Annotated in this window: 26 protein-coding genes; 12 read left to right on the top strand and 14 right to left on the bottom strand. The window is 41.0% G+C overall.

The genetic code is table 11. From position 1 onward, the window contains the following. Positions 1–433 precede the first annotated feature (433 nt). The 11 genes from AB1A65_RS13530 to AB1A65_RS13580 all read right to left on the bottom strand — a co-directional run bounded on the left by AB1A65_RS13530 (position 434) and on the right by AB1A65_RS13580 (position 10,878). Positions 434–808 carry a hypothetical protein gene (locus tag AB1A65_RS13530; protein ID WP_366590092.1) on the bottom strand — a complete coding sequence of 125 codons (375 nt, stop codon included), beginning with the start codon at positions 806–808 and terminating at the stop codon, positions 434–436. Between the two features lie 65 nt (positions 809–873). Next, complete coding sequence (gene rimK, locus AB1A65_RS13535) at positions 874–2,247, bottom strand: 30S ribosomal protein S6--L-glutamate ligase (protein WP_366590216.1); 1,374 nt, start codon at positions 2,245–2,247, stop codon at positions 874–876. Positions 2,248–2,256: 9 nt separating this feature from the next. Then, positions 2,257–3,042, bottom strand: a complete 786-nt coding sequence (locus tag AB1A65_RS13540; protein ID WP_366590094.1) for an RMD1 family protein — start codon at positions 3,040–3,042, stop codon at positions 2,257–2,259. After that, the gene (locus AB1A65_RS13545; RefSeq protein ID WP_366590097.1) at positions 3,042–3,458 is read right to left on the bottom strand and encodes a VOC family protein; all 417 of its coding nucleotides are present in this window, start codon (positions 3,456–3,458) and stop codon (positions 3,042–3,044) included. Before AB1A65_RS13545 ends, AB1A65_RS13540 begins: the two co-directional genes overlap by 1 nt. Beyond that, a complete protein-coding gene (locus tag AB1A65_RS13550; RefSeq protein WP_366590099.1) occupies positions 3,424–3,876 on the bottom strand; it encodes an NUDIX domain-containing protein in 453 nt (150 codons plus the stop codon). The genes AB1A65_RS13545 and AB1A65_RS13550 overlap by 35 nt, the downstream gene beginning before the upstream one ends. Before the next feature lie 131 nt (positions 3,877–4,007). After that, on the bottom strand, positions 4,008–4,331 hold the full coding sequence (locus tag AB1A65_RS13555; protein ID WP_366590101.1) for a hypothetical protein: 324 nt from the start codon (positions 4,329–4,331) through the stop codon (positions 4,008–4,010). A gap of 2 nt (positions 4,332–4,333) precedes the next feature. After that, complete coding sequence (locus tag AB1A65_RS13560) at positions 4,334–5,308, bottom strand: deoxyhypusine synthase family protein (protein ID WP_366590103.1); 975 nt, start codon at positions 5,306–5,308, stop codon at positions 4,334–4,336. Further along, a complete protein-coding gene (speB, locus tag AB1A65_RS13565) occupies positions 5,301–6,239 on the bottom strand; it encodes an agmatinase (RefSeq protein ID WP_366590106.1) in 939 nt (312 codons plus the stop codon). The genes AB1A65_RS13560 and speB overlap by 8 nt, the downstream gene beginning before the upstream one ends. Positions 6,240–6,258: 19 nt before the next feature. Next, positions 6,259–7,713 (bottom strand): arginine decarboxylase, encoded by a 1,455-nt coding sequence (locus AB1A65_RS13570; RefSeq protein WP_366590108.1) that lies wholly within the window; start codon positions 7,711–7,713, stop codon positions 6,259–6,261. A 483-nt stretch (positions 7,714–8,196) separates the two neighbouring features. Then, positions 8,197–10,401, bottom strand: a complete 2,205-nt coding sequence (locus tag AB1A65_RS13575) for a molybdopterin cofactor-binding domain-containing protein (RefSeq protein WP_366590110.1) — start codon at positions 10,399–10,401, stop codon at positions 8,197–8,199. A gap of 21 nt (positions 10,402–10,422) precedes the next feature. Then, positions 10,423–10,878 carry a (2Fe-2S)-binding protein gene (locus AB1A65_RS13580; protein WP_366590112.1) on the bottom strand — a complete coding sequence of 152 codons (456 nt, stop codon included), beginning with the start codon at positions 10,876–10,878 and terminating at the stop codon, positions 10,423–10,425. Positions 10,879–11,085: 207 nt separating this feature from the next. Here AB1A65_RS13580 and AB1A65_RS13585 point away from each other — a divergent pair, with 207 nt between their 5' ends. From AB1A65_RS13585 to AB1A65_RS13600, 4 genes are read left to right on the top strand one after another with little or no spacing between them, the layout of a single operon-like run. After that, entirely contained in the window at positions 11,086–11,934 is an 849-nt protein-coding gene (locus AB1A65_RS13585) for a methylated-DNA--[protein]-cysteine S-methyltransferase (protein ID WP_366590115.1), read from the top strand. A gap of 14 nt (positions 11,935–11,948) precedes the next feature. After that, on the top strand, positions 11,949–12,671 hold the full coding sequence (locus AB1A65_RS13590) for a 2OG-Fe(II) oxygenase (RefSeq protein ID WP_366590117.1): 723 nt from the start codon (positions 11,949–11,951) through the stop codon (positions 12,669–12,671). Between the two features lies 1 nt (position 12,672). Next, positions 12,673–12,939 (top strand): Ada metal-binding domain-containing protein, encoded by a 267-nt coding sequence (locus AB1A65_RS13595; protein ID WP_366590218.1) that lies wholly within the window; start codon positions 12,673–12,675, stop codon positions 12,937–12,939. Continuing rightward, positions 12,905–13,516: an alpha-ketoglutarate-dependent dioxygenase AlkB gene (locus AB1A65_RS13600; protein ID WP_366590119.1), complete on the top strand. Its 612-nt coding sequence runs from the start codon at positions 12,905–12,907 to the stop codon at positions 13,514–13,516. Before AB1A65_RS13595 ends, AB1A65_RS13600 begins: the two co-directional genes overlap by 35 nt. A 77-nt stretch (positions 13,517–13,593) precedes the next feature. Here the strand turns inward: AB1A65_RS13600 and AB1A65_RS13605 are convergent, their stop codons facing one another. Together AB1A65_RS13605 and AB1A65_RS13610 are read right to left on the bottom strand one after the other, a co-directional pair. Then, on the bottom strand, positions 13,594–14,616 hold the full coding sequence (locus AB1A65_RS13605) for a hypothetical protein (RefSeq protein WP_366590122.1): 1,023 nt from the start codon (positions 14,614–14,616) through the stop codon (positions 13,594–13,596). A gap of 113 nt (positions 14,617–14,729) precedes the next feature. Then, entirely contained in the window at positions 14,730–15,839 is a 1,110-nt protein-coding gene (locus AB1A65_RS13610) for an NAD-dependent epimerase/dehydratase family protein (protein WP_366590124.1), read from the bottom strand. A 211-nt stretch (positions 15,840–16,050) separates the two neighbouring features. On the opposite strand from AB1A65_RS13610, the gene AB1A65_RS13615 reads away from it, so the two are divergent. Beyond that, complete coding sequence (locus tag AB1A65_RS13615; RefSeq protein WP_366590126.1) at positions 16,051–17,139, top strand: hypothetical protein; 1,089 nt, start codon at positions 16,051–16,053, stop codon at positions 17,137–17,139. Positions 17,140–17,143: 4 nt separating this feature from the next. On the opposite strand, the gene AB1A65_RS13620 is transcribed toward AB1A65_RS13615, so the two are convergent. Further along, the gene (locus tag AB1A65_RS13620) at positions 17,144–18,838 is read right to left on the bottom strand and encodes a S41 family peptidase (RefSeq protein WP_366590128.1); all 1,695 of its coding nucleotides are present in this window, start codon (positions 18,836–18,838) and stop codon (positions 17,144–17,146) included. A 171-nt stretch (positions 18,839–19,009) separates the two neighbouring features. Here AB1A65_RS13620 and AB1A65_RS13625 point away from each other — a divergent pair, with 171 nt between their 5' ends. The 7 genes from AB1A65_RS13625 to AB1A65_RS13655 all read left to right on the top strand — a co-directional run bounded on the left by AB1A65_RS13625 (position 19,010) and on the right by AB1A65_RS13655 (position 24,397). Beyond that, positions 19,010–20,107, top strand: a complete 1,098-nt coding sequence (locus AB1A65_RS13625) for a serine hydrolase domain-containing protein (protein WP_366590130.1) — start codon at positions 19,010–19,012, stop codon at positions 20,105–20,107. Between the two features lie 88 nt (positions 20,108–20,195). Next, positions 20,196–21,281, top strand: a complete 1,086-nt coding sequence (locus tag AB1A65_RS13630) for a histidine kinase (RefSeq protein ID WP_366590133.1) — start codon at positions 20,196–20,198, stop codon at positions 21,279–21,281. Then, positions 21,278–22,000: a LytTR family DNA-binding domain-containing protein gene (locus AB1A65_RS13635; RefSeq protein ID WP_366590135.1), complete on the top strand. Its 723-nt coding sequence runs from the start codon at positions 21,278–21,280 to the stop codon at positions 21,998–22,000. The genes AB1A65_RS13630 and AB1A65_RS13635 overlap by 4 nt, the downstream gene beginning before the upstream one ends. 141 nt (positions 22,001–22,141) lie before the next feature. Beyond that, the gene (locus AB1A65_RS13640) at positions 22,142–22,477 is read left to right on the top strand and encodes a YtxH domain-containing protein (protein ID WP_366590137.1); all 336 of its coding nucleotides are present in this window, start codon (positions 22,142–22,144) and stop codon (positions 22,475–22,477) included. Then, on the top strand, positions 22,478–22,834 hold the full coding sequence (locus tag AB1A65_RS13645) for a hypothetical protein (RefSeq protein ID WP_366590139.1): 357 nt from the start codon (positions 22,478–22,480) through the stop codon (positions 22,832–22,834). It begins immediately after the preceding gene. Next, on the top strand, positions 22,827–23,033 hold the full coding sequence (locus tag AB1A65_RS13650) for a hypothetical protein (protein ID WP_366590141.1): 207 nt from the start codon (positions 22,827–22,829) through the stop codon (positions 23,031–23,033). Before AB1A65_RS13645 ends, AB1A65_RS13650 begins: the two co-directional genes overlap by 8 nt. Positions 23,034–23,287: 254 nt before the next feature. Beyond that, positions 23,288–24,397: a DUF2911 domain-containing protein gene (locus AB1A65_RS13655; protein ID WP_366590143.1), complete on the top strand. Its 1,110-nt coding sequence runs from the start codon at positions 23,288–23,290 to the stop codon at positions 24,395–24,397. Positions 24,398–24,454: the final 57 nt, after the last annotated feature.

Below are 24,454 nucleotides of genomic sequence, written 5' to 3' on the forward strand. Positions count from 1 at the left end.
TTACAACCAAGGGGCTCAACCTCAAAACCCCCTGGCGCAACGGGAACCTCTTTCAAAAAAGACAGTAGGTTAAGATCAGGTAAAATACCTTACGGTTAACTCATCTTAATTTTCTGGAGGTTTGTGCTATAACTACAAAGAGTTTTGCTTTTGTTGGGGTAAACTTACCATGATTTATTTTCAGATATGCTCCCAATTAATAAATGGGGCATATCTGTTAACGAATGCCCGTTTTGAGTTCATACTTTTTTTTGATGCGGTATAAATCCAACTAAAATGACCCTGAAAACGACTTCTAAATGCATAAAATCTGTAGGGGAATACAACTGCCATTACCTATGCGATACTAAAACATATGGGGGAACAGCAAAAAAGAAAAGTAGTGTGATTGGAAATAAATTAAAAAAACCTCCTTTAGGAGGTTTCAATAACTTTATATTCTGATGGGTTCTTTGTTGGTCAAATTCACATCCCTTAGGAGGGTATCGGTGAACTTGAAATGTCCCTTGGTAGTGATTATTTTAAATCGGTTGGACCTAAGACGTGCCACAGTGTCCAATAGCAGCCATTTTGATTTCAACTTACTTGGGTCAAACGACTTTAGACTAATATCAAAAAAATATTTTCTACCATTCTTGTGTGCTGATATATCGGCCGAAAGATTAGTTCCGCCCTTCTTCTTTACAAAAGTTTTTGGAGATTCATAACCGGGCAAATCTGTTTTTATATTGGTAAAACCTCTTTCCTTGAGGTAGTTTATAGCCCGTTCTAAAAAGTCTTTGTGTTCATCTATTTCTTTTCCAACCATACCTTGTAAGATAAAAGAAATGATGAGAAAAGCAAATTATTTAACAAGAAATTCCTTAGAATCAATCAATTATGATATTTCAACTTGCGCTCTATGGTCTCAATCATTACATTGGCGATGTCCATTCCTGTTGTGTTTTCAATGCCCTCCAAACCAGGGGATGAATTCACCTCCAATAACAGCGGACCTCTATTTGAACGGATGATGTCTACCCCGGCCACATCCAGATTGAGGACTTTGGCAGATTTAACTGCCAGCTTCCGCTCTTCTGGTGTTATTTTAATCTTTGATGCCGCACCACCTTGATGGATATTGGCCCTAAACTCTCCTTTTTGTGCCTGGCGCTGCATGGAAGCCACCACCTTTCCGTTCACTACAAAGCAACGTATGTCCTGACCATTGGCCTCTTTTATGAACTCTTGGACCAAGATGTTGGTCTGCACACTTTTAAAGGCATTGATTACACTTTCGGCAGCTTTGTTCGTCTCCGCCAACACTACACCTTTACCTTGGGTGCTTTCTAGCAATTTTATGATCAATGGAGAGCCGTTCACCATTCGTATGAGGTCTTTGGTGTCCATGGGCGACTTGGCAAAACCTGTGATGGGAATATGGATGTCATGCTTGGAGAACAATTGCGATGCAAATAGTTTGTCCCGTGACTTGCTAATGGAATCTGCAGAATTTAAACAATAGACCCCAAGGGTATCAAACTGTCGTAAAAGGGCACATCCATAAAACGTGACAGCGGGTTTTATTCGGGGAATTACTGCATCGAACTTGTCCAAAATATTGCCTCCGCGATAGCGAATCTCAGGAGAACTTGCATCCAACTTCATGTAGGCATTTTCCACATTTAAAAAGACCACTTTGTGTCCACGCATTTCCCCGGCCTCAATAATTCTCTTATTGCTGTACAATTCAGGATTACTGGCCAAAAGCCCCAAGGTCAATCCTGATTTCTCATTCATATAGGGACGGTACTTTTTGGTAATTTCATCCGAAGAGATATCACCTTGACAAAAGCTTTTGGATGGGTCTACCAGATAGCGGGCACTTATGGCTTCCCGCCCCAACAGCATGCGATATTCCATGGTATCGCGATTGGCCAAGGTAAGCTCAATTTCAAAGGTGTTTCCTCCAATAGTGACCGGTGTTTTTATTACAGGGCGTTCCTCTGAAATGCCTAGGGAACTCTTTACACTCCTTACATCATACAATTTGGCCTGACAAAGTATTGAAATACTGCGGTTATCCTGAATTGGGTTGACCTCAAAACGTACCCAATCCTCCAAACCCTTAGTAAAAATCTTTACTTTGCTCGCCTGTATGGAGGAGGTTTTTGCTCCAGAATCCACTCGGGCCTTGATGGCCGGAATGCTCATATCATCCAATCGGCACCATTCCTCGCTGCCCAAAATGTTAGTACTGTCCAAAATAATCTATTATTAGTTTATCAATCGCATTATAAATAGGTCCATAACCTCAACCAAGATTAAAATAATAATGATCCACTCCAGTCTACTGCTTTCCCTGTGATCCATGATATCTTTAAAAAGGCTCAGGTTCTCTTTTATAATGTATCCTTGCTCCCTAATGGTACGATATCGTTCCTTTAAATCAAAAATTTGTTTTAAGTTTTTGTCCAATCGGTCCAAATCCTCATCTTCCCAAGTCACTTCATGGGAGTCAAAAATATACAGGTTTTCCGAAATTTGGTTGTTGATGTTGAGCACACGCCCAATATGTCTTTTTAATTTCTTGCCACCAAGATCCAGTTTCCCATGAAGCTCCAAATGATTGGTATGCTGTCGGGTCTCCTTCATTATCTGGTCCGAAAGACCTGAGAAATAATCCAATGCCACAGATTGGGAAAGATGCAACAGCGTTAAACGCATGGCCTCTATATCCGATTCGGGCAAGATGATTTTATTATTGGTTACTTTGGGCTTTACGTTGCCTTTGGCCAATTCAACCTCAATTTCTTCGGTAAGTTCTGACTGCTGCCAAACCACACAAAATGGTTTTAGTTCTTCGGTAATTGTGGTAATCGATGCTTCATCCAGCCCATAAAAAGATACAATGCCATATCTGAAAATATACACGTATCCCCCTTCATCGGAATAGAACAGTTCATCCCGATCACCAAATAGCAGCTTTTTATGAATCGCCTGCCTACAGCCCGAAATATCTATACTCCCTGCTAAGTGAAGTGCTATGGCCTTAAAGTCCATTATTCTGTTGCAAAGATCTCTGTTGCTTGTTTAAAGCTTTTAAATTCAACCATATACCCATTGGGATCTTGCACAAAAAATGAGAGATGCTCCCCAACCTTATCCTGCATAAAGGTGGCCTCGGTGGTTATTTCCAAATCCATTTGGGAAAGCCTTTGGTACAGTTCCGCCCAATGGGAAACAGGTACAATGACCCCAAAGTGGAACGATGGCAGGATGTAATCTTCCAACCGATAATTCTTGAAATCGAAGTTGAAGTTTCCCGATTGGGTAAAGGTCAATTGATGACCAAAAAGGTCAACGTCCAACCATTTTTCAGTATGACGCCCCAGGTTTGCCTGGATGACTTCCTGATAGAAGGTCTTGGTCTCGGTGATATCCTTACATGGCAAGGCGAGATGGAACTTGACCTCCATTTTTTCCTGTTTTCTTTGATTTTCTTCCAAAACTTTTAAAATATGATCTTACGGCCAACCTGTCCGACTTATCCATAAAGGGCAAGGATTCTTTCCAATCCATCCAAAAGGCAGCTTCAAACTTGTGCTTTTCCTTTACTTTGATGGCAGACGGTTGGAGTTGAATGAGAAAATAATTTTTAATTATAGCTCCGGTCTTCCCTTTTTTGATGTGGGACAAATAGAACTGGACGTCACCGGGCGCTAGTCGCAGTTTAATTTCTTCTCCCACTTCCCTGATCAGGGTCTCTTCTTCCGTCTCCTTCTTTTTCTTTACCCCCCCTGGCAAGGTATACCGCAATGGTTTACCCACTTTTTGCAGGACAAGCACCTTGTTCTTGTGTAAGGCAATCAGACGTGATTTGACCACTCTTTTCATATTGGTTTATTGATGCGAAAGTGCAAGCAATGCCCGCACTTTCCATAATTATTACCTCAATTTAAGTCAACTATGGCATATTGCCATATTGTTTATCACTTTTACTTCTGAATTTTTAATTTGGTGTTAGATCAGTCCTCCTCCTCTGCGCTTTCTTCCAGTCCTTCTGTATCCAACGATCGCTCTTCATCGCTTTCGTCATCATTGTCGTCATTTACATCATAATCCTCCATAGCCATGACCAAGCGTTTGCTCACTTTAATTAAATATGCAGTGTCCTCGGTGCGCACCTCAATGCATTCCACCACTTCATTATCCGCATTTCGGTAGGTAACGATGTCATCATCGTCATACCCGTCTGGATATTTTTCTACCAAGAGGTTAAGGACCTTGTTATCCAACTTCTTGTAATCCACAATTACGCGTTTTAGCGCCAAAGTTTGTCTGTTTTTCATTATTACATGTTTAATAAGTAGGCAAAAATCAGTGGCGCTACAATGGTTGCATCTGATTCTATTATAAATTTAGGGGTGTGGATGTCCAGTTTACCCCAGGTAATCTTTTCATTGGGAACGGCTCCCGAATACGATCCAAAACTTGTTGTGGAATCACTTATCTGACAGAAGTAGCTCCAAAAAGGAATATCGGTCTGCTCCAAATCTTGATACAACATAGGCACGACACAGATAGGGAAATCACCCGCGATTCCTCCTCCTATCTGGAAGAACCCTATCCCCTTATCGGAGTTTTTAGAGTACCAATCCGCCAAAAAGGTCATGTATTCAATTCCAGATTTTACGGTACTGGCCTTAAGATCACCTTTAATGACGTAGCTTGCGAAGATGTTGCCCAAGGTGCTGTCTTCCCATCCGGGGACCACAATAGGAAGATTTTTCTCCGCTGCAGCATACATCCATGAATCCTTTATGTCAATTTCATAGTATTCTTCCAAAACTCCGGATAGCAGAAGTTGGTACATGTATTCGTGGGGGAAATAGCGTTTACCTTCATCCTCGGCCTTTTTCCAAAGTTTAAAAATGTGTTTTTGCAACCTGCGGAAGGCTTCTTCCTCTGGAATACAGGTATCCGTTACCCGATTTAATCCCTTTTCCAACAAATCCCATTCGTCCTGGGGGGTGAGGTCCCGGTAATTTGGCACTCGTTTATAGTGCGAATGTGCCACGAGGTTCATTAAATCTTCTTCCAGATTGGCACCGGTACAGGAAACAATGTGTACTTTATCGGCACGGATAATCTCGGCAAAAATCTTGCCCAGTTCGGCGGTGCTCATGGCGCCTGCCAAGGAAACGAGCATTTTAGATCCTTGGTCCAATTGTGCTTCATATCCTTTTGCAGCATCCACTAGGGCTGCAGCATTGAAATGAAGGTAATATTTTTCAATAAATTTTGATATTTCTCCTTTTTTACTCATCGTAATCGTCCGTTATTGTGTTGGATTTCTTGAAATCTTCGTCGTCCCCAACAAACCCATCTTCGATATATTCATTTTTTTCGTTGAACCGGTAGCTCAACATTTTATAATATAATTTGGCCGCCAAAAAATCTGAAGAACGGTCGTTTGCATTGGGGCATAGTTCAACAATATCAAAACCTACCACATTTCGTTCTTCAAAGACCTTCTTTAAAAATTCCAACGTTTCATACCAAAAAAGTCCACCTGGCTCCGGAGTTCCGGTGGATGGCATGATGGATGGGTCCAAGGCATCCAAATCAAAAGTAATGTAGACATTGTCTGTCATTAAATCGATAACGTTGTCCATCCAGAAATCGTCTGTCACCATCTCATGGGCAAAAAACACTTTGTCCCGGTCCATGACCAAGGTTTCGGAGTGGTCCATGCTTCGAATACCGACTTGAATGAGATTTGTGGTTTCATTGGCCTCATATAGGGCACACGCGTGATTGTATTTAGAACCTTGGTATTCTTTCCGCAAATCGGTATGGGCGTCAATCTGAAGCACAGTGAGGTCATCATAATATTCATTGAACGCCCTAATGGCACCAATGGAAATGGAATGCTCTCCTCCTATCATTGTTACCACTTTGTTCCGGTTGATGTACTCCTTTACCGTTTTATGCACAGCACTGACCATGGACTCGGGCGAAGCAAAATCAGTAAGGGCATCCGCCAGATAAACACCGACTTTGTAGACTTCGCTATCCGTCTCAATGTCATATGTCTCCATGTTTTCCGAGGCCTCCAAAAAGGCCTCTGGCCCTTTGTCAGCACCTTTGCCCCATGTACTTGTCCCATCGTAGGGAACGGGTAACAATACTACTCTGGCCTTTTCAGCCGATCCATATTCCTTTGGAATACCGGCATACATTCTATTCGTTTTCATTTTTTAAACTCGTTCGTATTCAGTTTTTACTGGAAACCAGCATTTTTTTGTGGTCCAATTGACCATTATCATCTTTCTTTGGTCCATATCCCAAAATGGACAGGAATTCTTCAGCAGTTTGTTGTTCTGCAAATACAGAACTCTTCAAGTTACCGTTCTCGTCTTCTTGAATTAAGATGTGCTTGGGGTGCGGAATCAAACAGTGCTGCAATCCACCAAAACCACCAATGGTTTCTTGATAGGCGCCTGTATTAAAAAATCCAATGTACAAGGGTTTATCCCTTTTATACTTAGGCATATAAATAGCATTCATGTGCTGCTCCGAGTTATAATAATCATCACTATCGCAGGTCAACCCCCCAAGTAGTACACGTTCATACTCCTCATTCCATCGATTTATGGCCAAGGTGATGAACCTTTTGCTAATGGCCCAAGAATCGGGCATGGTAGTAATGAAGGAAGAATTGATCATGTTCCATTTTTCCCTATCGTTCTGTTGTTTTTGATAAAGCACTTCATAAATGGTTCCCCCGCTTTCGCCTACAGTGAAACTTCCAAACTCAGTAAAAATATGAGGCACTTCCACGTCGGCTTCATCACAAGCTTGCTTTATCTGATGAATGATTTCATCCACCATATATGCATAATCATACTCAAAGGCCAGAGAGTTTTTAATGGGAAATCCACCCCCAATGTTAAGGCTATCCAAAGTTGGGCATACTTTTTTAAGGCTGATGTACACCTTTAAACACTTTAAAAGTTCGTTCCAGTAGTAGGCTGTGTCTCGAATCCCTGTGTTTATGAAGAAATGCAACATTTTCAGCTCTACCTGATCATTGTTTTTGATAGATTGGTTGTAAAAAGGAACTATATTTTTGTAGCCGATGCCCAATCTAGAGGTATAGAACTCAAATTTTGGCTCTTCTTCGGAAGCAATCCGGATGCCTACCTTAAATTTACCATCAATGGCTTCGCTCAATAGCTCTATTTCTTCATAATTGTCAATGATCGGGATACAGTTTTTATGTCCCTCATTGATTAATCGAGCTATATTCTGAATGTATTGATCTCGCTTGAACCCATTGCAAATCACATAGGTATTCTTGGATATTTTACCGTTCTTTTTTAGCTGCTCCACGATATTGATATCAAAGGCCGATGACGTTTCAATATGAATGTCGTTTTTAAGGGCTTCTTTAAGAACATGCTCAAAATGGGAGCTTTTAGTACAATAACAGTAGTGGTACTTTCCTTTATAGTCATGTTTGGCCATGGCGCTACCAAACCATCCCTTTGCCCGTTGAATATTCTTGGAAATCTTGGGTAGATAGGTAAACTTTAAAGGAGTTCCATAGCGTTGCACCAAATCATAAAGGTCTATGCCGTGAAACTGTAATTTGTTTTCCTTTAGTTGGAATTCCTCTTGTGGAAAATCATAAGTCTGATCGATCAAGTCGATATATTTTGTTTTCATCTATATTTCGCGTTTGTAATAAACTTGTTTTAAAAATTAAATAGCGGATTGCTGCTAATTCTCAGATGCGAAATTCGAATACGGTATAGGCCACAAAGAAAGAGCTCCGTGAGAAATCACGGATTACGGAGTGCATTTCGGAAGTCAGCCCTAGAATTCGGTGTCTTATCCGTAAGACGGCTGTTTGGGTAGACCTCCTTATTCCCAAAAGCCCGAACATGAAAAAACTTTTCAACGATATAGGCAATGCGTCCTTTTGTATGGACTCATTCAAGGGGTAAACATAAACAAAAAATAAACACATCAACTTTTTTAATGAAAAATTATTTATCAATACAATTGATTGTAAATCAATAATTTATCTTAAAAAATTTGCATCAAACCAAAAAGGGTCCTTTGTTCAAAACCTAAAAATACAGCTACAAAAGGATAAATTTATAGTGCATTTTTTACTCAAACACAAGACCCATTATAAAAATATCTTTAGCCCACCAATGGCGGTTTATCATTTATCAAGGGCTGACTGTAATGTCGTCTACCTGTAGCCTTGTACATTGCATTGGTCAAGGCTCCTATAATTGGTGGCAACGATGGTTCACCCAAACCTGTTGGATCAATCCCATTGTCCACAAAAAAGGTCTCTATTTCTTTTGGTGCCTCCATATTTCGGATGAGGCGATACTTATCAAAATTGGACTGCTCAGGTACGCCATCCTTAAAGGTCAATGCACTATAGGTAGCATGACCAATACCATCCACAATTCCTCCTTCAATCTGGTTTTTGGCGCTCAATGGGTTGATGACAATTCCACAATCCACAGCACACCAGACTTTGTCAATGTTGGGCGTATCTCCGTTCATGGTCAAATCCAACACCTGTGCCACGTAAGAATTGTGGCAATAGTACGCGGATACGCCACGGGATTTTCCGCTGGTACCGTCTGCCCAGTTGGATTTTTCTTTCACCAATTTTAATACGCCTGCATAACGTTCTGGATCATAATCATTTTGCTCAGGATCACCAACAGGGTTGGAGATGGCACGATCAAACAATTCCAATCGGAATTCTATGGGGTCTTTTCCTGCGGCTTCAGCCACTTCATCCATAAAGGCTTGTTCAGCCCCGGCAATAAAATTGGAGCGTGGGGCACGCCACGCACCTGTGGTAACATTGGTTTGCAAACTATGTTTCTCGGCAAGGTAGTTGTCCACCGCACCCGCAGGAAAACGGTTTTCAAAAACGAGGTCGTCATTGGTTCCTGCCCCACGTACATGCCATGCAATCAAATTACCATTCTCATCCAAACCAGCTTTGTACTTTACTTTGTAGGAAGGACGGTAAGTGCCCTGGGTCATATCATCCTCACGGGTATAGACCAATTTTATAGGTGCACCCATTTTTTGGGAGATTACGGCGGCTTCCACGGCAAAAGTACCATATAAGCGACGGCCAAATCCACCTCCCATTCGGGTCATCATAATATCAATTTTCTCCTTGGGCAACCCCAATCTGGATGCCAACGTAATTTCTAAAAACTCTGGAGTTTGGATAGGACCCAATAATTCCGCCTTGTCTGCTGAAACATCTGCAAAGAAATTCATGGGCTCCATGGTATTGTGGGCCAAAAATGGAGCACTGTAGGTACTTTCCACAATTTTGGCGGCTGTTTTGAATGCAGCATCAACGTCGCCATCTTTTCGCGCAGCTTCTTTTGGAGCGGTTTTCAATAATTCAGAAATTGCCTCGTCATGATAGGCAGTACTTTCCAGTTTGGAATCTTCCTCCCACTGTACCTGCAACGCCTTTTTAGCCTGCATACATTCCCATGTACTGTTCCCGACCACTACGGCCAATTCAGCAATGGCTCCTCCATCGGACCATTGTTTTTCAAGGTCTTCGGGATATACTTCAATTGGGAACACATCCTTGATTCCCGGCATCGATTTTATGGGTTCGGCATCCATACCCTTCAATTTCATACCAAAGGCAGGTGGATGGACAATCATTGCGATGAGCATTCCTTCGCGATGCACATCGAGACCATACAATGGTTTTCCAGTAACAATTTTCTCGCCGTCAACATTCCTACGGTCGGTTCCTATTATTGTAAAATCCTTGGGGTCTTTGAGTTCGACTTCTTCGGGCACTTCGATTCCTGCTGCTGCGGAGGCAATTTCTCCATACCCAGCAGATTTACCACTGGCTTCATGGGTAAGCATTCCTTCCGAAGTGGTGATTTCACCCACCGGAACTTCCCAAGCTTTTGCAGCGGCCTCCTTCAACATTTGTCGGGCAGTGGCACCTGCCATTCGAAGTCCTTCCCACCCTTGACGAATGGATTGACTTCCTCCGGCCAATTGCCTTGTGAATATATCAGTATTCAATGGAGCCTGTTCTACCATGACATCTTTCCAAGCCACGTCCAACTCCTCAGCCACGATCATCGGCATGGCCGTTTTTACATTTTGTCCTATTTCTGGGTTGGGCGACATGATGGTCACCAGACCGTTATCCCCAATCTTTAAAAATCCATTGAGTTCAAACCACTCTTTGGGCATACTGTTAACTTGCTCCGGAGTCATTTTACAGGAAGCTAGCCAGTTAAATCCAAGAACGAGTCCCCCACTGGCTAAACCTGTGTTCCGTATGAAGGCACGTCGTCCAACTTTTGTCTTTATAAGCGTCATGATGTATGTTTTATAGGAGGGTTATGATTTTGATGCCGTTTTAACAGCTTTCCTAATTCTAATGTAAGTTCCGCAACGGCAAATGTTGCCGTTCATTGCCATTTCAATCTCTTCGTCCGTGGGACTCGGATTTTGTTTTAATAAGGCCGAAGCAGTCATAATCTGCCCAGCTTGGCAGTAACCACATTGGGGCACATCTTCTTCAATCCAGGCTTTTTGTACAGGATGGTCTCCATTCTCCGATAATCCTTCAATAGTGGTAATCTCTTGGTCGCCCACAGAGGATATCGGTAGCGCACATGATCTTGTGGCCGTACCATTCAAATGGATGGTGCAGGCCCCACATTGTGCAATACCGCAACCGTATTTGGTTCCTACTAGTTTTAAATTGTCTCGCAAAACCCAAAGCATGGGCGTGGATGGATCTACGTCCACCTCCTGCGTTTTTCCGTTGATGTTGAGTGTAAATGTTGCCATGTTGTTTAAAAATTCCCTTGAATTTATGGGTTTTTCGGCAAAGACCGATTCCAAATAAGTGCATCTTGAAAAAAATTAACATTATATTCTTAAAATCTTGATAATAAGGTGCAATTTGCACCTTGCTCGAAGATAAAAATGAGCAAGATTCGGGTTTCGTGAACCTTGGATGCCTCATACTTTTGTTATCAAAATGATTTGTACGCCATGACAACACAAGCCACATACAATTACAATAGGATAGCAAAGGCCATTGAATTCATTACTTCGAACTTTAAAGAGCAACCTTCTTTAGATGAGATTGCCGAATCGGTTCATTTGAGCCCGTTCCACTTTCAACGTCTTTTTACGGATTGGGCAGGTGTAAGCCCAAAAAAATTCATGCAATACATTAGCCTTGAATATGCCAAACAGCTATTGAAGGATAGACAGGCTACCTTATTCGATACGGCCCAAGAAACGGGCTTTTCAGGAACGAGTCGACTCCACGATCTTTTTGTCACCATTGAGGGCATGACCCCGGGAGAGTATAAAAATGGAGGTGGAAATCTAACCATAAACTACAGTTTTGCTGAAAGTCCTTTTGGTACTTTAATTGTCGCCTCAACCCCGAAGGGAATTTGCCATATGGCTTTTATTGACGATGAAAAGAAGGGACTGGAAAATTTAAAACTCCGCTTTCCGAATGCACAGTTCCACCAATTGTTGGATAAAAATCAACAGGATGGACTGTTTATTTTTCAGCACGATTGGAATCGATTGGACCAAATTAAACTGCACCTCAGCGGCACTCCTTTTCAACTAAAAGTTTGGGAAACCCTACTCAAAATACCGCAAGGAAGTTTAACCACCTACGGTGCCATTGCCCGGAAAATTGATAGTCTAAAAGCATCAAGGGCGGTGGGCACAGCCATCGGAAGCAATCCTGTTGCTTTTTTGATTCCATGCCACAGAGTGATTCAATCCTCTGGACAAATTGGCGGCTATATGTGGGGCAATACCCGAAAGAACGCCATTATTGGTTGGGAGGCAGCACAAATAAACATTGCACAATAACAGCCATGAACCTTATGGAAAATACAAGGGAAGTCCAGCTTCAAGTGGAGTCCATTGATTGGACTTTGGTACACGACAGTTTACACCAAAAAGGATATGCGTCAGTTTCAGGTTTTTTGAGTACCACAGAATGCGAGGAATTCGTACAACTGTATCAAGAAACTGATGGGTATCGAAAAACGGTAGTGATGGAACGTTATCGTTTTGGCTTGGGGGAGTACAAATATTTTGATTATCCACTTCCCGAGAAAATCCAAATGCTCAGAGCCAGTCTTTATCCCCATCTGGTGCCTGTTGCCAATCTTTGGATGAAGACCCTGAAAATTGACAAAACTTTTCCTGCCACCCATCAAGGACTATTGGAGCAATGTAAAGAGAAAGGGCAAATGAAGCCAACCCCTTTGATTCTTAAATATGGGAAAGGAGGTTTCAACACCTTGCACCAAGACTTGTACGGAGATGTTTATTTTCCCATACAGGCACTACTAATTTTAAGCAATCCAGAGGTTGACTTTTCTGGTGGAGAATTTGTAATGACGCAACAAACCCCTCGGGCACAATCCAAAGCCATTGTTTTAAAACCAAAACTAGGCGACTTACTTTTCTTTACTACCAACTTTAGACCGATTAAAGGGCAAAAAGGGTATTACCGCGTCAATATGAGACATGGGGTTAGCGAGGTCACTCATGGAAATCGATATGCATTAGGGATTATTTTTCACGATGCCGCCAGTTGACATGGAACAGCATTCCTTTTTAAGTGAATCAACCGTTTGGCTTGGCATCAAAAATGAAAGAATAGTATTCGGAGGCAACAAAAATTTAAAGATTTACGGCACCCTGAAATGTGCTTCAGGCAAGCGTATGAAACGTGAAAATAGAGTTTTCTTCAGTTCTGAAAAAGAGGCCCTATCTTTAGGGTATCGACCCTGTGGGCATTGTATGAAAAAGGCCTATCAAAAGTGGAAAAATGGATTTATTCAGCAGTCAAATAGACCCAAATAAAAACTGGTTACCGTTTGATGGTACAGTCAATTACCACGGTTCAATCATGGATTTTGATGCAGCGAACAGCTTCTATGAAAAACTGCTGCGCGCGATTACATGGAAAAACGATGTGGCCATTATCTACGGAAAACGCATTGAAACCAAACGCAAGGTGGCCTGGTATGGTGACCAACCTTTTGAATATACCTATTCCAAAAACACGAAAAAGGCCTTGCCCTGGACCAAAGAACTTTTGGAGTTGAAACAACTGGTGGAAAGATCAAGTGGGGAAACCTACAATTCGTGCTTATTAAATCTGTATCACACAGGAGAAGAAGGCATGGCCTGGCATAGCGACGCTGAAAAGGACCTTAAAAAGGATGGTGCCATCGGTTCGCTGAGTTTTGGGGCCGAACGGAAATTTTCCTTCAAGCACAAAAAAACCAAAGAAAAAGTGAACCTCCTTTTGGAACATGGCAGTTTGTTGGTGATGAAAGGCTCTACACAGACACATTGGTTGCACCGCCTCCCTCCTACCAAAGTTATTCACAAACCGCGGATCAACCTTACATTTCGTACCATAGAACCCTCATAATTCCGTAATTGGAGACTGTAACCTTGTTGAAAATAAGCTTTTTGAAGTCCCGCCTGAGTACCATTAAAATGCTACATTCATGAATTCAACAGTTCCGCAGCAGCCCGATTTATGGCATGGATATCTTTGGATTTCCATTTTTCAATATCGGTTACAAAATCTTCATTGAACATAGCCTCGGAAAGCTTGTGTATCACTTTATAGTTTGCTACAGAATGGGCAACCTCACTTTCTTCAGCAGCATTTAAAATAAAGAAGGAAATAAGGTTATACATAGTTTCCTTTGCCATTGATAACTCTGTGAGCTTACCTCTATATTCCATCTCGGCATTGGGCATATCTGGATACTTTTGGTGGTCCAAAAAATGTCGTGCCTCATGTGCAATAAGGCTTACCTTAAATTCTTCAGAATGTATGTCGTAGCTGTCATCTACGTAATAAATTCCGTCATCTTGTGTCCACCCCCCAGAGAAATGGGAGCCCAAAGTAGCATACTCTGTCCAACCTTTGGTTACAAAATCATCCAGACCAACCACCTTCACGTCAAATTCATTGCCATCCAAAACAACCGTATAGATAGAATCTTTTTGCGCACCCCATATTACCAAATCCACATAGGGATCTAACTTGCTCACCCTATCCCGCGTATACAATCCTTCAGAATGAATATATTCACTCAAAATAGTGCCAATATTATCAGGACCTATCTTGGTTTCCCGTGCTTTAGGATAATTTTGCATCAAATGGGGTATTACCTTGCCCATTAGCTCTCTTTCATATTGCTGACCCTTATTCAAAAGAGATTTGTGCCAATAATCCCTAAAATAGGAAACCAGTTCCTTCATCCGTTCATCTTTTATTTCTGTGGAATCAATTTCACCTTCAAAGCGTTTCAAGAAATGTGTTTTGAACTCTTCGTCCTCTGAATTCAATTCCTTTTTCCTTTTTAAAATTTCCACTGCAGGAGACACAGTGCCATCCAGACAGTATGCGTAGATTTCGTCATAGGGCAAGGTAGGTTCTTCTGCTTGGGACTGAACGGAGCTTATACTGAAGCCTGAAAGCAACATACCCAAGTATAGTTTGGAAGATAAATTCATTTTGCGATAGTTTTATGATTAATGAATGGATAAAGTACAAGGTTGTCAATCAAAAAAGGTTGAAGTGTGATGAAATACCCATTTTTAGAAGGCAAATAGCAGTTTTAGGGATTTTATTGCCCTTTTTTAAAAAGCATATACTCGTTTAAAATTTCCTTTTCTGCTTCAAAAGAAATTGCATTGGTGAACAAGTCCACATTTTCTGATTTGTTTTTGAAAGTTTGTTCAACCCATTCCATAGTATCAGTAAAGGTTTTATGGATATTGGTGAAATCAAGTCCATGTGCCACAGCCTTTGCGTTGCTGATCTGCATAAAACCAGGGTCTTCGGATAATGGTACCCAAAGGGGCAAATCTCTCATGGATTGCACTCCTTTCTGCCTTAAAAATGTTTCATCCACCCAAACCAATTCAGCTTTGGGATTATAATGACCCCTGCATTGTTCCAAAAAGTGCTTCCAAATAAGTTTTTGACGGGGACCAGTAGTATTATAGGTGCCTTTTAGACCCCGAGCAATACATTTGATTGCGAAATTACCAACATCCGTTACATCAATAAATTGAATGGGGTCATTACCATTCCCTGGCGCCAGTACTTTACCGCCTTTTTTAATTCGGGTCAACCAGTAGGCCAGATCCATTTCAGAATCTCGCCAACCCTTAATGGGTCCTGGCCTTAAAATGGTATGACTATCCGGAAACCGTTTTCTGACCAATCTTTCTGCATGCACTTTTTCTTCGTAGTATTCCCACTTGCCTTTGTCACTTCTGGGCTCTAAAACTTTCGAATTTTCATCGAGACCCACGGTTTGAAAATGATCGTAAACCGCAATGCTGGATATAAAAGTGTAGTGTTTGCAATAGCTTTTTAGCACCTTGGTTGCATCATTCACCATGTAGGATTCTTCGGGCCAAACATCAATCACAAAATCCCAATCTTCATTTATCAAATCCTTGTATGCCTTTTGCCCAATGGTCCTATCTCCTTTTATCAATCGTACGTTGGGGAACAAATCTGGATTTGAAATCCCACGATTAAAAAGCGCTATGTCGAACCCTGCTTTTATGCCAGCATTCACAATTGCTGGCCCAAGAAACACAGTGCCCCCGAGCACCAGCAGTTTCTTTGATTTAGGTTTTGCTTGGGTACATCCTAAAATACTGGTAGCCAACATTGTAGGAAGTCCCCAACCAACTTGTTCCAAAAAGAATCTTCTTTGCACTTTTTTGGTATTTATCAGATAGTTACGCTTTTAAATCAACCATTTAAAATTCATGACGTCAACCAAACAAATAGCTTACCCAACTTTGGATTTCTGTGATTTGGACCGATGCATACCATAATTGTGGTATTGGTAATTTCTTTCGCAGCGTTGATACCATATCCTTTCTATCCCCAAAAAAGGAGATTTCTTTTGACGAAAAGTCAGACCAATGAAAAAAGTATTTCTGTTCCTAAGTATCGCCTGTACTCATATTTCAATTGCCCAACAAATAGATTTAAATGAATCAAATTGGCATTTCGATTCTGAAGACCATAAAATACTTGTACATGAGGGACAAAAAAGTTTAATGCTCACTGATGGTGTGGCAATTCCCAAAGGGATCAAACTTGAAAACGGTATCATTGAATTTGATATGTTTTACAGTGATGAAATGTCCTTTCCGGGTATACTTTTTCATAGGGAAGATGATAAGAACTATGAGGAATTCTACCTTAGACCCTGGTTATCTGGAAATCCGGATGCAACCCAATACTCACCTTTGTACAATGGCTTCTCTGGTTGGCAACTATACTATGGTGAATCGTACGCCAAAGCCGTGGAACTTCCTTTTGAACAATGGGTTCATTTTAAGTTGGCCATCAAAAACAACCTCATGGACATCTACATTGGACATGTGGATGAACCCACCTATACTGTGGAACTCAAAAGAGCGTTCGTTGATGGAGGATTGGGATTCAAAAATGCTTTTGCTCCTGCATATTTTGCCAACTTAAAGGTTGTACCTACAGATGATGTGATGATAAAGGGTACGCCGGTACCCGAAAAAGCCATGGCTGAAGGTACGGTTAGCTCCTGGGAAATATCTCCTGCCTTTGCAGAATCAGCACTTAAAAATACCACTACATTGCCCAATGATTATGCCTCTCGAAGCTATAAAACGGTAAGCGTAGAAAAAACCGGGGTTTTGAATATTGCGCAGTATACCGAACGACAGCCTGACGAAAACACCGTTTATTTAAAGTTGGATGTTTCATCAGGTGAAGAACAAACCCTGCCCTTTGAATTTGGTTTCAGTGATCGTGTTAGGGTATACCTCAATGGAGAGTTACTGTATTATGCCAGTGACGTTTGGCAATCTCGGGATTACAAATTTTTAGGTACAATTGGTCTCCATGACACCTTGTTCTTGCCCTTGAAGAAAGGAAAAAATGAAATTGTTTTGGCAGTCTCTGAATCTTTCGGTGGATGGGGTTCCATAGCAAGGTTTCCATCCATGCCCAACATAAAACTGCAATAAGTGGTTATCGGTGGATTCGAAGTGAGTCTATTGTTCCTAGAATTTTTTCCTTATCTCCCACACTTTGGATAATATCTGGAATGACGCCCACATTATCCCAATTGTTGTCCGTTACCGTATGGATTTCTTTTGAAATAGGAATTTCGGCAATGATTCCATCCCCAATAATGGTACGTTTAGGACTTTGGGTTGCCCCGTAAGAGGTTTCCCCAATTATTCTACCAATCTTAAACGTCTGCATCATATAAGCAAGTTGCTCAGCTTCATACGAAGTTTCATCATTGATAACAACATAAACCTCAAGATTTTGATCAACCCGTATGGGATTATTTGGCACCTTAACCGTTAGGTGAGTCCCCATGGTTTGCTTCGTATACAATGGTTGGTCTGGCGTTAGAAAAAAAGACATCATATATCTGTTGAATTCAGGGTCTCCTCCCCTACTTTCCTTGAGGTCGATAATAAGGGCTTCTTTCTTTTGTGCAGTCAACATCATTGTATCCAGGTTTGGTTTCACGGCAGCCAATTCTGGGATTTTATCCATTCTTAAATAGATATAATTTCCAACATCCTCTGGATATATTGATATGTTTGTGGCATTGACTTCTTTTTTTTCTTGAAGGAACATATATTCCAATGGGTCGTAAAAAATTCGGTGCTGATGCTCCCCGGTCAGATTCAGTATCTCTCGATTGAGTCTACTTGCTAAAATTCCAGGTGAAAGCTCCTCCGCAAATTCCCCGTTCAAAAGTTTCAACTGTAGCCCATGCTCTATTTTGGCCACCACAGTACTGTCTGGACAAGTCTTTTTTAGTTCAGCAAGATAGGTGTTGATTACATCCTCAATACCCGCCTTTGGCAAGGGAAAAACCTTGGTTGCCTTACTGATCTGTGCAATGTGGGTAGGCTCATCAACCATCTCAAAGTTTGTAACTGAATAATTTACCTCGGTTCCAGCTCTACTATCCGTCCAATTTTGAACATAACGGAAAGGTCCGTTGTTGGCATATGAATTCACTTTTCTAGTAATTTCAACTTCGCCCATTTGGGGGTGAAAAGAGTTAAAAACCATTCCTTCCAAAAGCAAAGTTTTTGTGTTGATGAATAGCTTTAGGGTTATCTGAGAACTTGGACTGAAGGCGGTTACCACATATGCGTTTTGAGCGTTGAATTGGGTCTTCCCGTCCAATTTAAAGTTGTATCCCGTTTGTTTTAGAAGTAAAACAGGATTGGCCATGGTAAGCTCGGTAGATTTCCAATTGTCATAAACCGCTTTGGGAAACTCTTCCCAAAAAACAATCTTGTCCTCGTCAAAATCCTTGTTTGATTTCAGTTTCTTCAATTGCTCATCGGTCAAGGAGAAGTTAGTGACCAAAAAAGCCTTCTCATCAAACATGAGTTTGCTGAACGATGGCAAATAATCACTCGGGTATTCAGATTTCAGTTCCATCTGGTCAAACACATAATACGATTTGCCATCAGTTGAAACTGAGAAAGGGACATTGATGCCGTACCGTTCTATTTCTAGATTTCCATTTAAACAATATGCCTTGGAGTCAAGGTCTCCATCAAATCCGGTAGTGGCCAAATGATTCTCAATAATTAAATCTACCGCCTTGGATTCATTGCATGAAGTGAGGCAAACCCCAATCAGAACGAAAGTAGCACAAGAATTCAGAAGCAATTTATCCCATTTCATTTTCGAAAATCAATCAGGATAAATGTAATTAAAATGATACATTTTTCAATTTGGGGTCTTTGGCTCGGATGAATCACAAAATTGCATGGTTGCCATAGCTTTGGCCCATTTTTATACCAACTTTTTTTGAATTATAAGCTGCTGTGGTTCATTTCCCAGAAAATATATATCATGCGCAACACATCAAATCAAAAAAACATCTTTAAAATATTCGTCTTTGCACTTGGCTTGTTAATGCTATCATGTTCCGGTTCTGATGATGGCGAAAAAGAATCCGAGGTAAATTTTGTGCAGGTCATTTTGAATGATTATGAGTCCTCTTTTACCAAGGGAGGGGCCGTAGCATACATCTTGCAAGCTGACGGAACAGTAACTTCCGGAGCCATTGGTGAATCTGAACCGGATGTCCCCCTAGAAGTTGACATGCGCTATGCCATTGGCAGTACAAGTAAAACTTTTACGGCTATTTTGATTTATAAACTGATTGAGAGTGGCGACCTTTCGCTAACCTCGACCATTGCCGAGATAGTCCCTGAAATTGTGACCGATAAAATTCCGGGCACTATTACCGTAGAGCAATTATTGAACCACAGTTCGGGTCTTCACCACCCCCTTCCCGGCAGTGATGGCCTATTCAATTATGTAATCAATAATCCTTCAGAAGAAATTACGTTTGAAACTTTTGTGAGCTTTATGGACCTGCCTGACAATGAACCCGGTGAGATTTATTCCTATTCCGATGCCAATTTTAAGGTTTTGGGATTGATGGTGGAAAAAATCACAGGAAACAATTTTTCAACACAGTTAAGTCAAGTTTTATTGAATCCTCTTGGACTGAGCAACACTTATATTGGAACGTCCATCGCACAACCCAATCAAGCGTTCAGTTGGGTAAATGAAGAATCTCTAAAAAGCCTAAACCGTACCGCCGTAGAAAGCATGGGAACCTATACAGGAAACATTTGGGCGTCCCCAGCAGATTTGGCAAAATGGTTCAAAGTCATTTTTGAAGAAGGAATCATCAATGCCAGTTCTTTGGACGCAATGACAACCTTCCATCCTGGAACAAGGGGTGTCACCTACGGTGCGGGCATGTTTAGAGAAACCCTTGGGGGCAAACAGATATACTGGTATTCCGGGTTTACCATTGCTTATGGAACGTACTGTGGCTATATTCCCAGCACAGGCGATATAGTGGTGGTCATCAACAACCAGTTCAATTTTGAAGAAATAACAGCTGTTGTTGCAGATCTAGTGGAGCAATTGTAATGTAAATCAATGAATTTGCCAATACCAAGAAATTGGCACTCATCCCATTTTTTTGGTACTTTAAGATGGTTTTTCGTAGTTGGCCCTTATGGCAAGACGTACTTTGGTCAAAATAATACTGCACCTGCTCTTCTGGACGGGCTGGGTTTTGTTTTTCCATAAAATACTGGTTTTGGAGGTCATCCCTAACATAGAAATCTATGGAGATTTAGGAAATCGAGTACTGGACGAGGTGGGCAGTACCTCAGCAGACCCCTTGCCCTTACTCATTGTTGGAGCTTTTTTTAAGGCCATGGCAGTGTACTTTATCCTATATGGCATAGTGCGGCGTCATTTTCAAAAAAATAAGGTAAGCTTTATACTCATGGGGCTCGGAGTATTAGGAGTTGCATTTTTTGTGGAGTCGCTGGTTGCAAAAATCATCATAGACCATTCCAATAATTATGAAAGCATTCACCTGGATATTTGGAACAACTCCAATATGACGCAGTACCTCATCCTCTCCATACTGCTCATTTCATATTTGGTGATAGAGCAACTGATTCTGTTGGACAGGAAATACCTTCAAATGGAAAAAGAGAAGTTGAAAAGTGAGCTGTCATTTTTAAAATACCAACTCAATCCCCATTTATTGTTCAATACACTCAACAATCTCTTCTCTATGTCGCAGGCCAGTGGAGCCGATGAGGTCTCGGATGGTATCCTTAAACTCTCCGGAATTATGCGGTATATGCTATATGAAAACAAGGAATCGCAAATACCATTGACCAAAGAAATCGACTTTTTAAAACAATATGCTGATTTACAATTATTGCGAGTTACGGATGAGCATAAAATCCAGGTTGACTTTACCATTGAAGGAGACACCTCCAGAGCAATGATTCCAGCTTTTGTGTTGGCCCCATTTCTTGAAAATGCATTCAAACATGGGGTAGATACCACCAAATATTCAGAAATTGATGTGTTTTTGAAGGTTTTGGATGATAAAATTCAGTTTGAAGTCAGAAACAAGATATTCCGAAATCAAAAAAAACTCCGCTCAAATGAGGGTGGAATTGGCATTGTCAACTTAAAAAAAAGATTGAAAATTCTTTTTCCAAATGCTCATGAATTGAATCAGTATGAATTGGATGACCATTACATCTCCAAACTAACTTTGCATACCAAAACATGATGACCTGCGCAATCATAGAGGACGAAATACGAGCCAAAGAGGTTCTTGAACGTTATATTGACAAGGTGGATTATCTAAACCTTGTAGGCTACTGCCAGAACGGATTGGAGGCTTTGGACAAAATCCCGAAATGGAATCCTGACATTATCTTTTTGGACATCAACATGCCCAACCTCAATGGGTTGGAACTTCTTCAAATTTTAGGCCACAGGCCCAAAGTAATCATTACCACCGCGTATTCTGATTATGCCTTGGAAAGTTATGAGTTTGAGGTTGTGGACTATTTATTGAAACCCGTGGAATTCAACAAGTTCATGAGGGCCGTGAATCGTGCTAAAGATACCACTTCAAACTTGCACTCGGGACAGCGTGTTTCATCCGAAAAAACGAATGATGGCCCGTACTCGCTATTTAAATCGGGGAGTAAGACCCATAAAGTGTATTATAATGACATTCTGTACTTGGAAAAAGATGGCAATTATTTGGAAATCCATTTGGTGGACGGCCAAAAAATATTGATTCGCAGTAACATGAGCGATGTCATGAACTTGGTACCAGAATCTCTTTTCCAACGTGTACATAAATCGTTTGTGGTAAACATCAATGCCGTTGAAATCATAGAAGTGAATAAACTCACTCTAACAAATCGGCATAAAATTCCGTTGGGAGCATCTTTTAGACAGGCCTTGAATAATCGTATTGAAAATAGGCAGCAATAATCTCAATCGTGTTCTATTATTGGCTTAAGTCAGTACGGATTACCCTGAAAACTGATTTGAGTCAATCATTAATTGCATTGCACTAATACCTCACCGGGAAAGCTTATAGTTTTGAATTGAATCAATAAAACATTAAAAACCATGAGCGATAGCAGTAATACAATTTTAGGAATATTGGCCGGAACGGCCATAGGAGCAACTCTAGGAATTTTGTTTGCTCCAGATAAAGGAACGGCCACCAGAAAAAAATTGGTGGAACAGTCCAATAGCTTGGTAGATGATGTGGCACAAAGTACCACGCAATTAAAAAACCAAGTTGTTGAACAATTCAGTTCCAAAAAAAATTCTTTAGAGGATGAAGTGGAATCTTTGGTAACCTCCGCAAGTTATAAAGCCGATGATGTGATTTCCACATTGGAAGCTAAATTGAAGGAGCTAAAGGCCAAAAACAAGAAACTACAAACAGCCGCTAAATAAATGAGCTCCCTAAAAAAAATAGGTAAAGTCACCACAGACTCAATTGACAACTCCCAAGAGTACCTTAAACATTCTTGGGAGTATTATAAATTGAAGCTGTTCATGCATACGGCCGAACTTAGCATTGGCAGCATAAAGTTGGCGTTCTTCTCTATTTTGGGGATAATGGCCATTGCTCTATTCTCCATTGCACTTGCCATTTATTTGGGCGACGTTCTCGAAAATTTGGCCTTGGGCTATGTGCTCACCGGCGTTCTGTACATCGTGTTGATGTTTGTGATTTACGCCTTGTTCCGAAAGAAAATTGAAAAAAGAATCATTAAAAAACTATCAAAAACCATTTTAAGGGATGAGTAGGACCGATTTTGCATCCATGGAAGAAATTAAGCAGGAGTTAAAAATCTTGCGGCTCAAGAAAGACATTAACTTAGAGTCACTTAAATCGAACAAGAATGCCATCGAGGACTTCTTTGAACCCTTGACCGTGGCCAATCGAATTCTTAGCCCAATAAAAGGTTTTCTATTTGCCTACCTTCTCAAACGACTGTTTAGATAGAAAAACAACACGTTTCTCCTTAAGCCACTTTAATGCTTATGGGGAAATTCTTGTTTATTTTAGAAAGCAAAAGTGCCCCATTTACCGGTTTTGTCAACAAATCATTGACGCCCAATCTAAAAATCTCCTTGCGGGTATCACTGGTATTATCCGCTGTAAGCACAAATCTAATCGGTTAAATTTCTCCAGTTTTCTTAAATCAAGAACGCAAACGATACCAATCCGTGTACTTTTCGCAAAATTGAAAATGTATTATGAGAAAAATTATTTTGCCAGCATTGGTACTGTTAGGGTATATGGGTTTTGCCCAAAACAACCCATTCCACACCCTTAATTTTCCTAGTGCAAGTCCACAGGTTATTGAAATGCAAAAGTTGGGTATCACTGAAATTAAAATCAATTACCATAGTCCAGCCCTAAATAACCGAGATGTTTGGAACGACCCCAATGTTATTCCACAAAATGGGGAGCCCATTGCGTGGAGGGCCGGAGCCAATATGAACACCACCATAGCATTTAGCACAGATGTACTGATAAATGAAAAACCTCTAAGTGCTGGTACATATGGCTTCCATGTAATTCCCAAGGAGGGTACCTATACTTTACTGTTTGCCCATAACAACAATCAATGGGGCAGTTATTACCTGGATTTGGAAAAAGATATATCGCTCAGCGTTGATGTTGAAGCAGAAGCTTGCCCAAAAACCGAGCAACTGGATTATGAATTTTTAAACCGGACCGAAAACAGCGTTGTAGTTGGTCTGGAATGGGGTGAGCAAAGACTTCCTTTTACCGTTAGTGTTGATTTAAACAAAACAGTGGTTGAAAGTTTCAGGAATGAACTTAGGGGATTGAACACATACCGCTGGGAAGCCTGGAACGATGCCGCCATTTGGTGCCTTCAACACGACACCAATCTTGAGGAAGCTTTGGAATGGGCAAATCGTTCCATACATGGCGGATTTAATGGCTTTGCCGCCAACAAAAACCTAGCTAATCTAGAGACCAAGGTTCGTTTGCTTCAAAAGTTGAATAGAACCATTGAGTTAAAGGAGACGGTTACCGATGCGCTTACCTTGGAAGCCTCGCCGTATGACCTTAATGGGTTCAGTATTTTTCTATTGCGAAATGGCTTGTACGACGAGGCGTTGTCCATGACAAACCATGCATTAAAGCTGCATCCCGATACATGGTTCCTACAGTTAAACCATGCCATTGCCCAGTTTTTTGCTAAAAAGAAGAGTAGAAAAACCACCATACTCTTGGAAAATGCCCTAAATAATGCACCTGAAGGCTATAAACCCCGGGTAAAGGAAATCTCAGACGAAATAGAAAAGGGCACCTTTACCTTCGGGCAAAGGTAGTTTTCAATAAAGCCTTCCAGTACTGTACCATTCTCGCCAAAATGGTCTATTTAAAGG

The sequence above is a fragment of the Allomuricauda sp. ANG21 genome (assembly GCF_040705235.1).
GTDB classification, from domain to species: Bacteria; Bacteroidota; Bacteroidia; order Flavobacteriales; family Flavobacteriaceae; genus Flagellimonas; species Flagellimonas marina.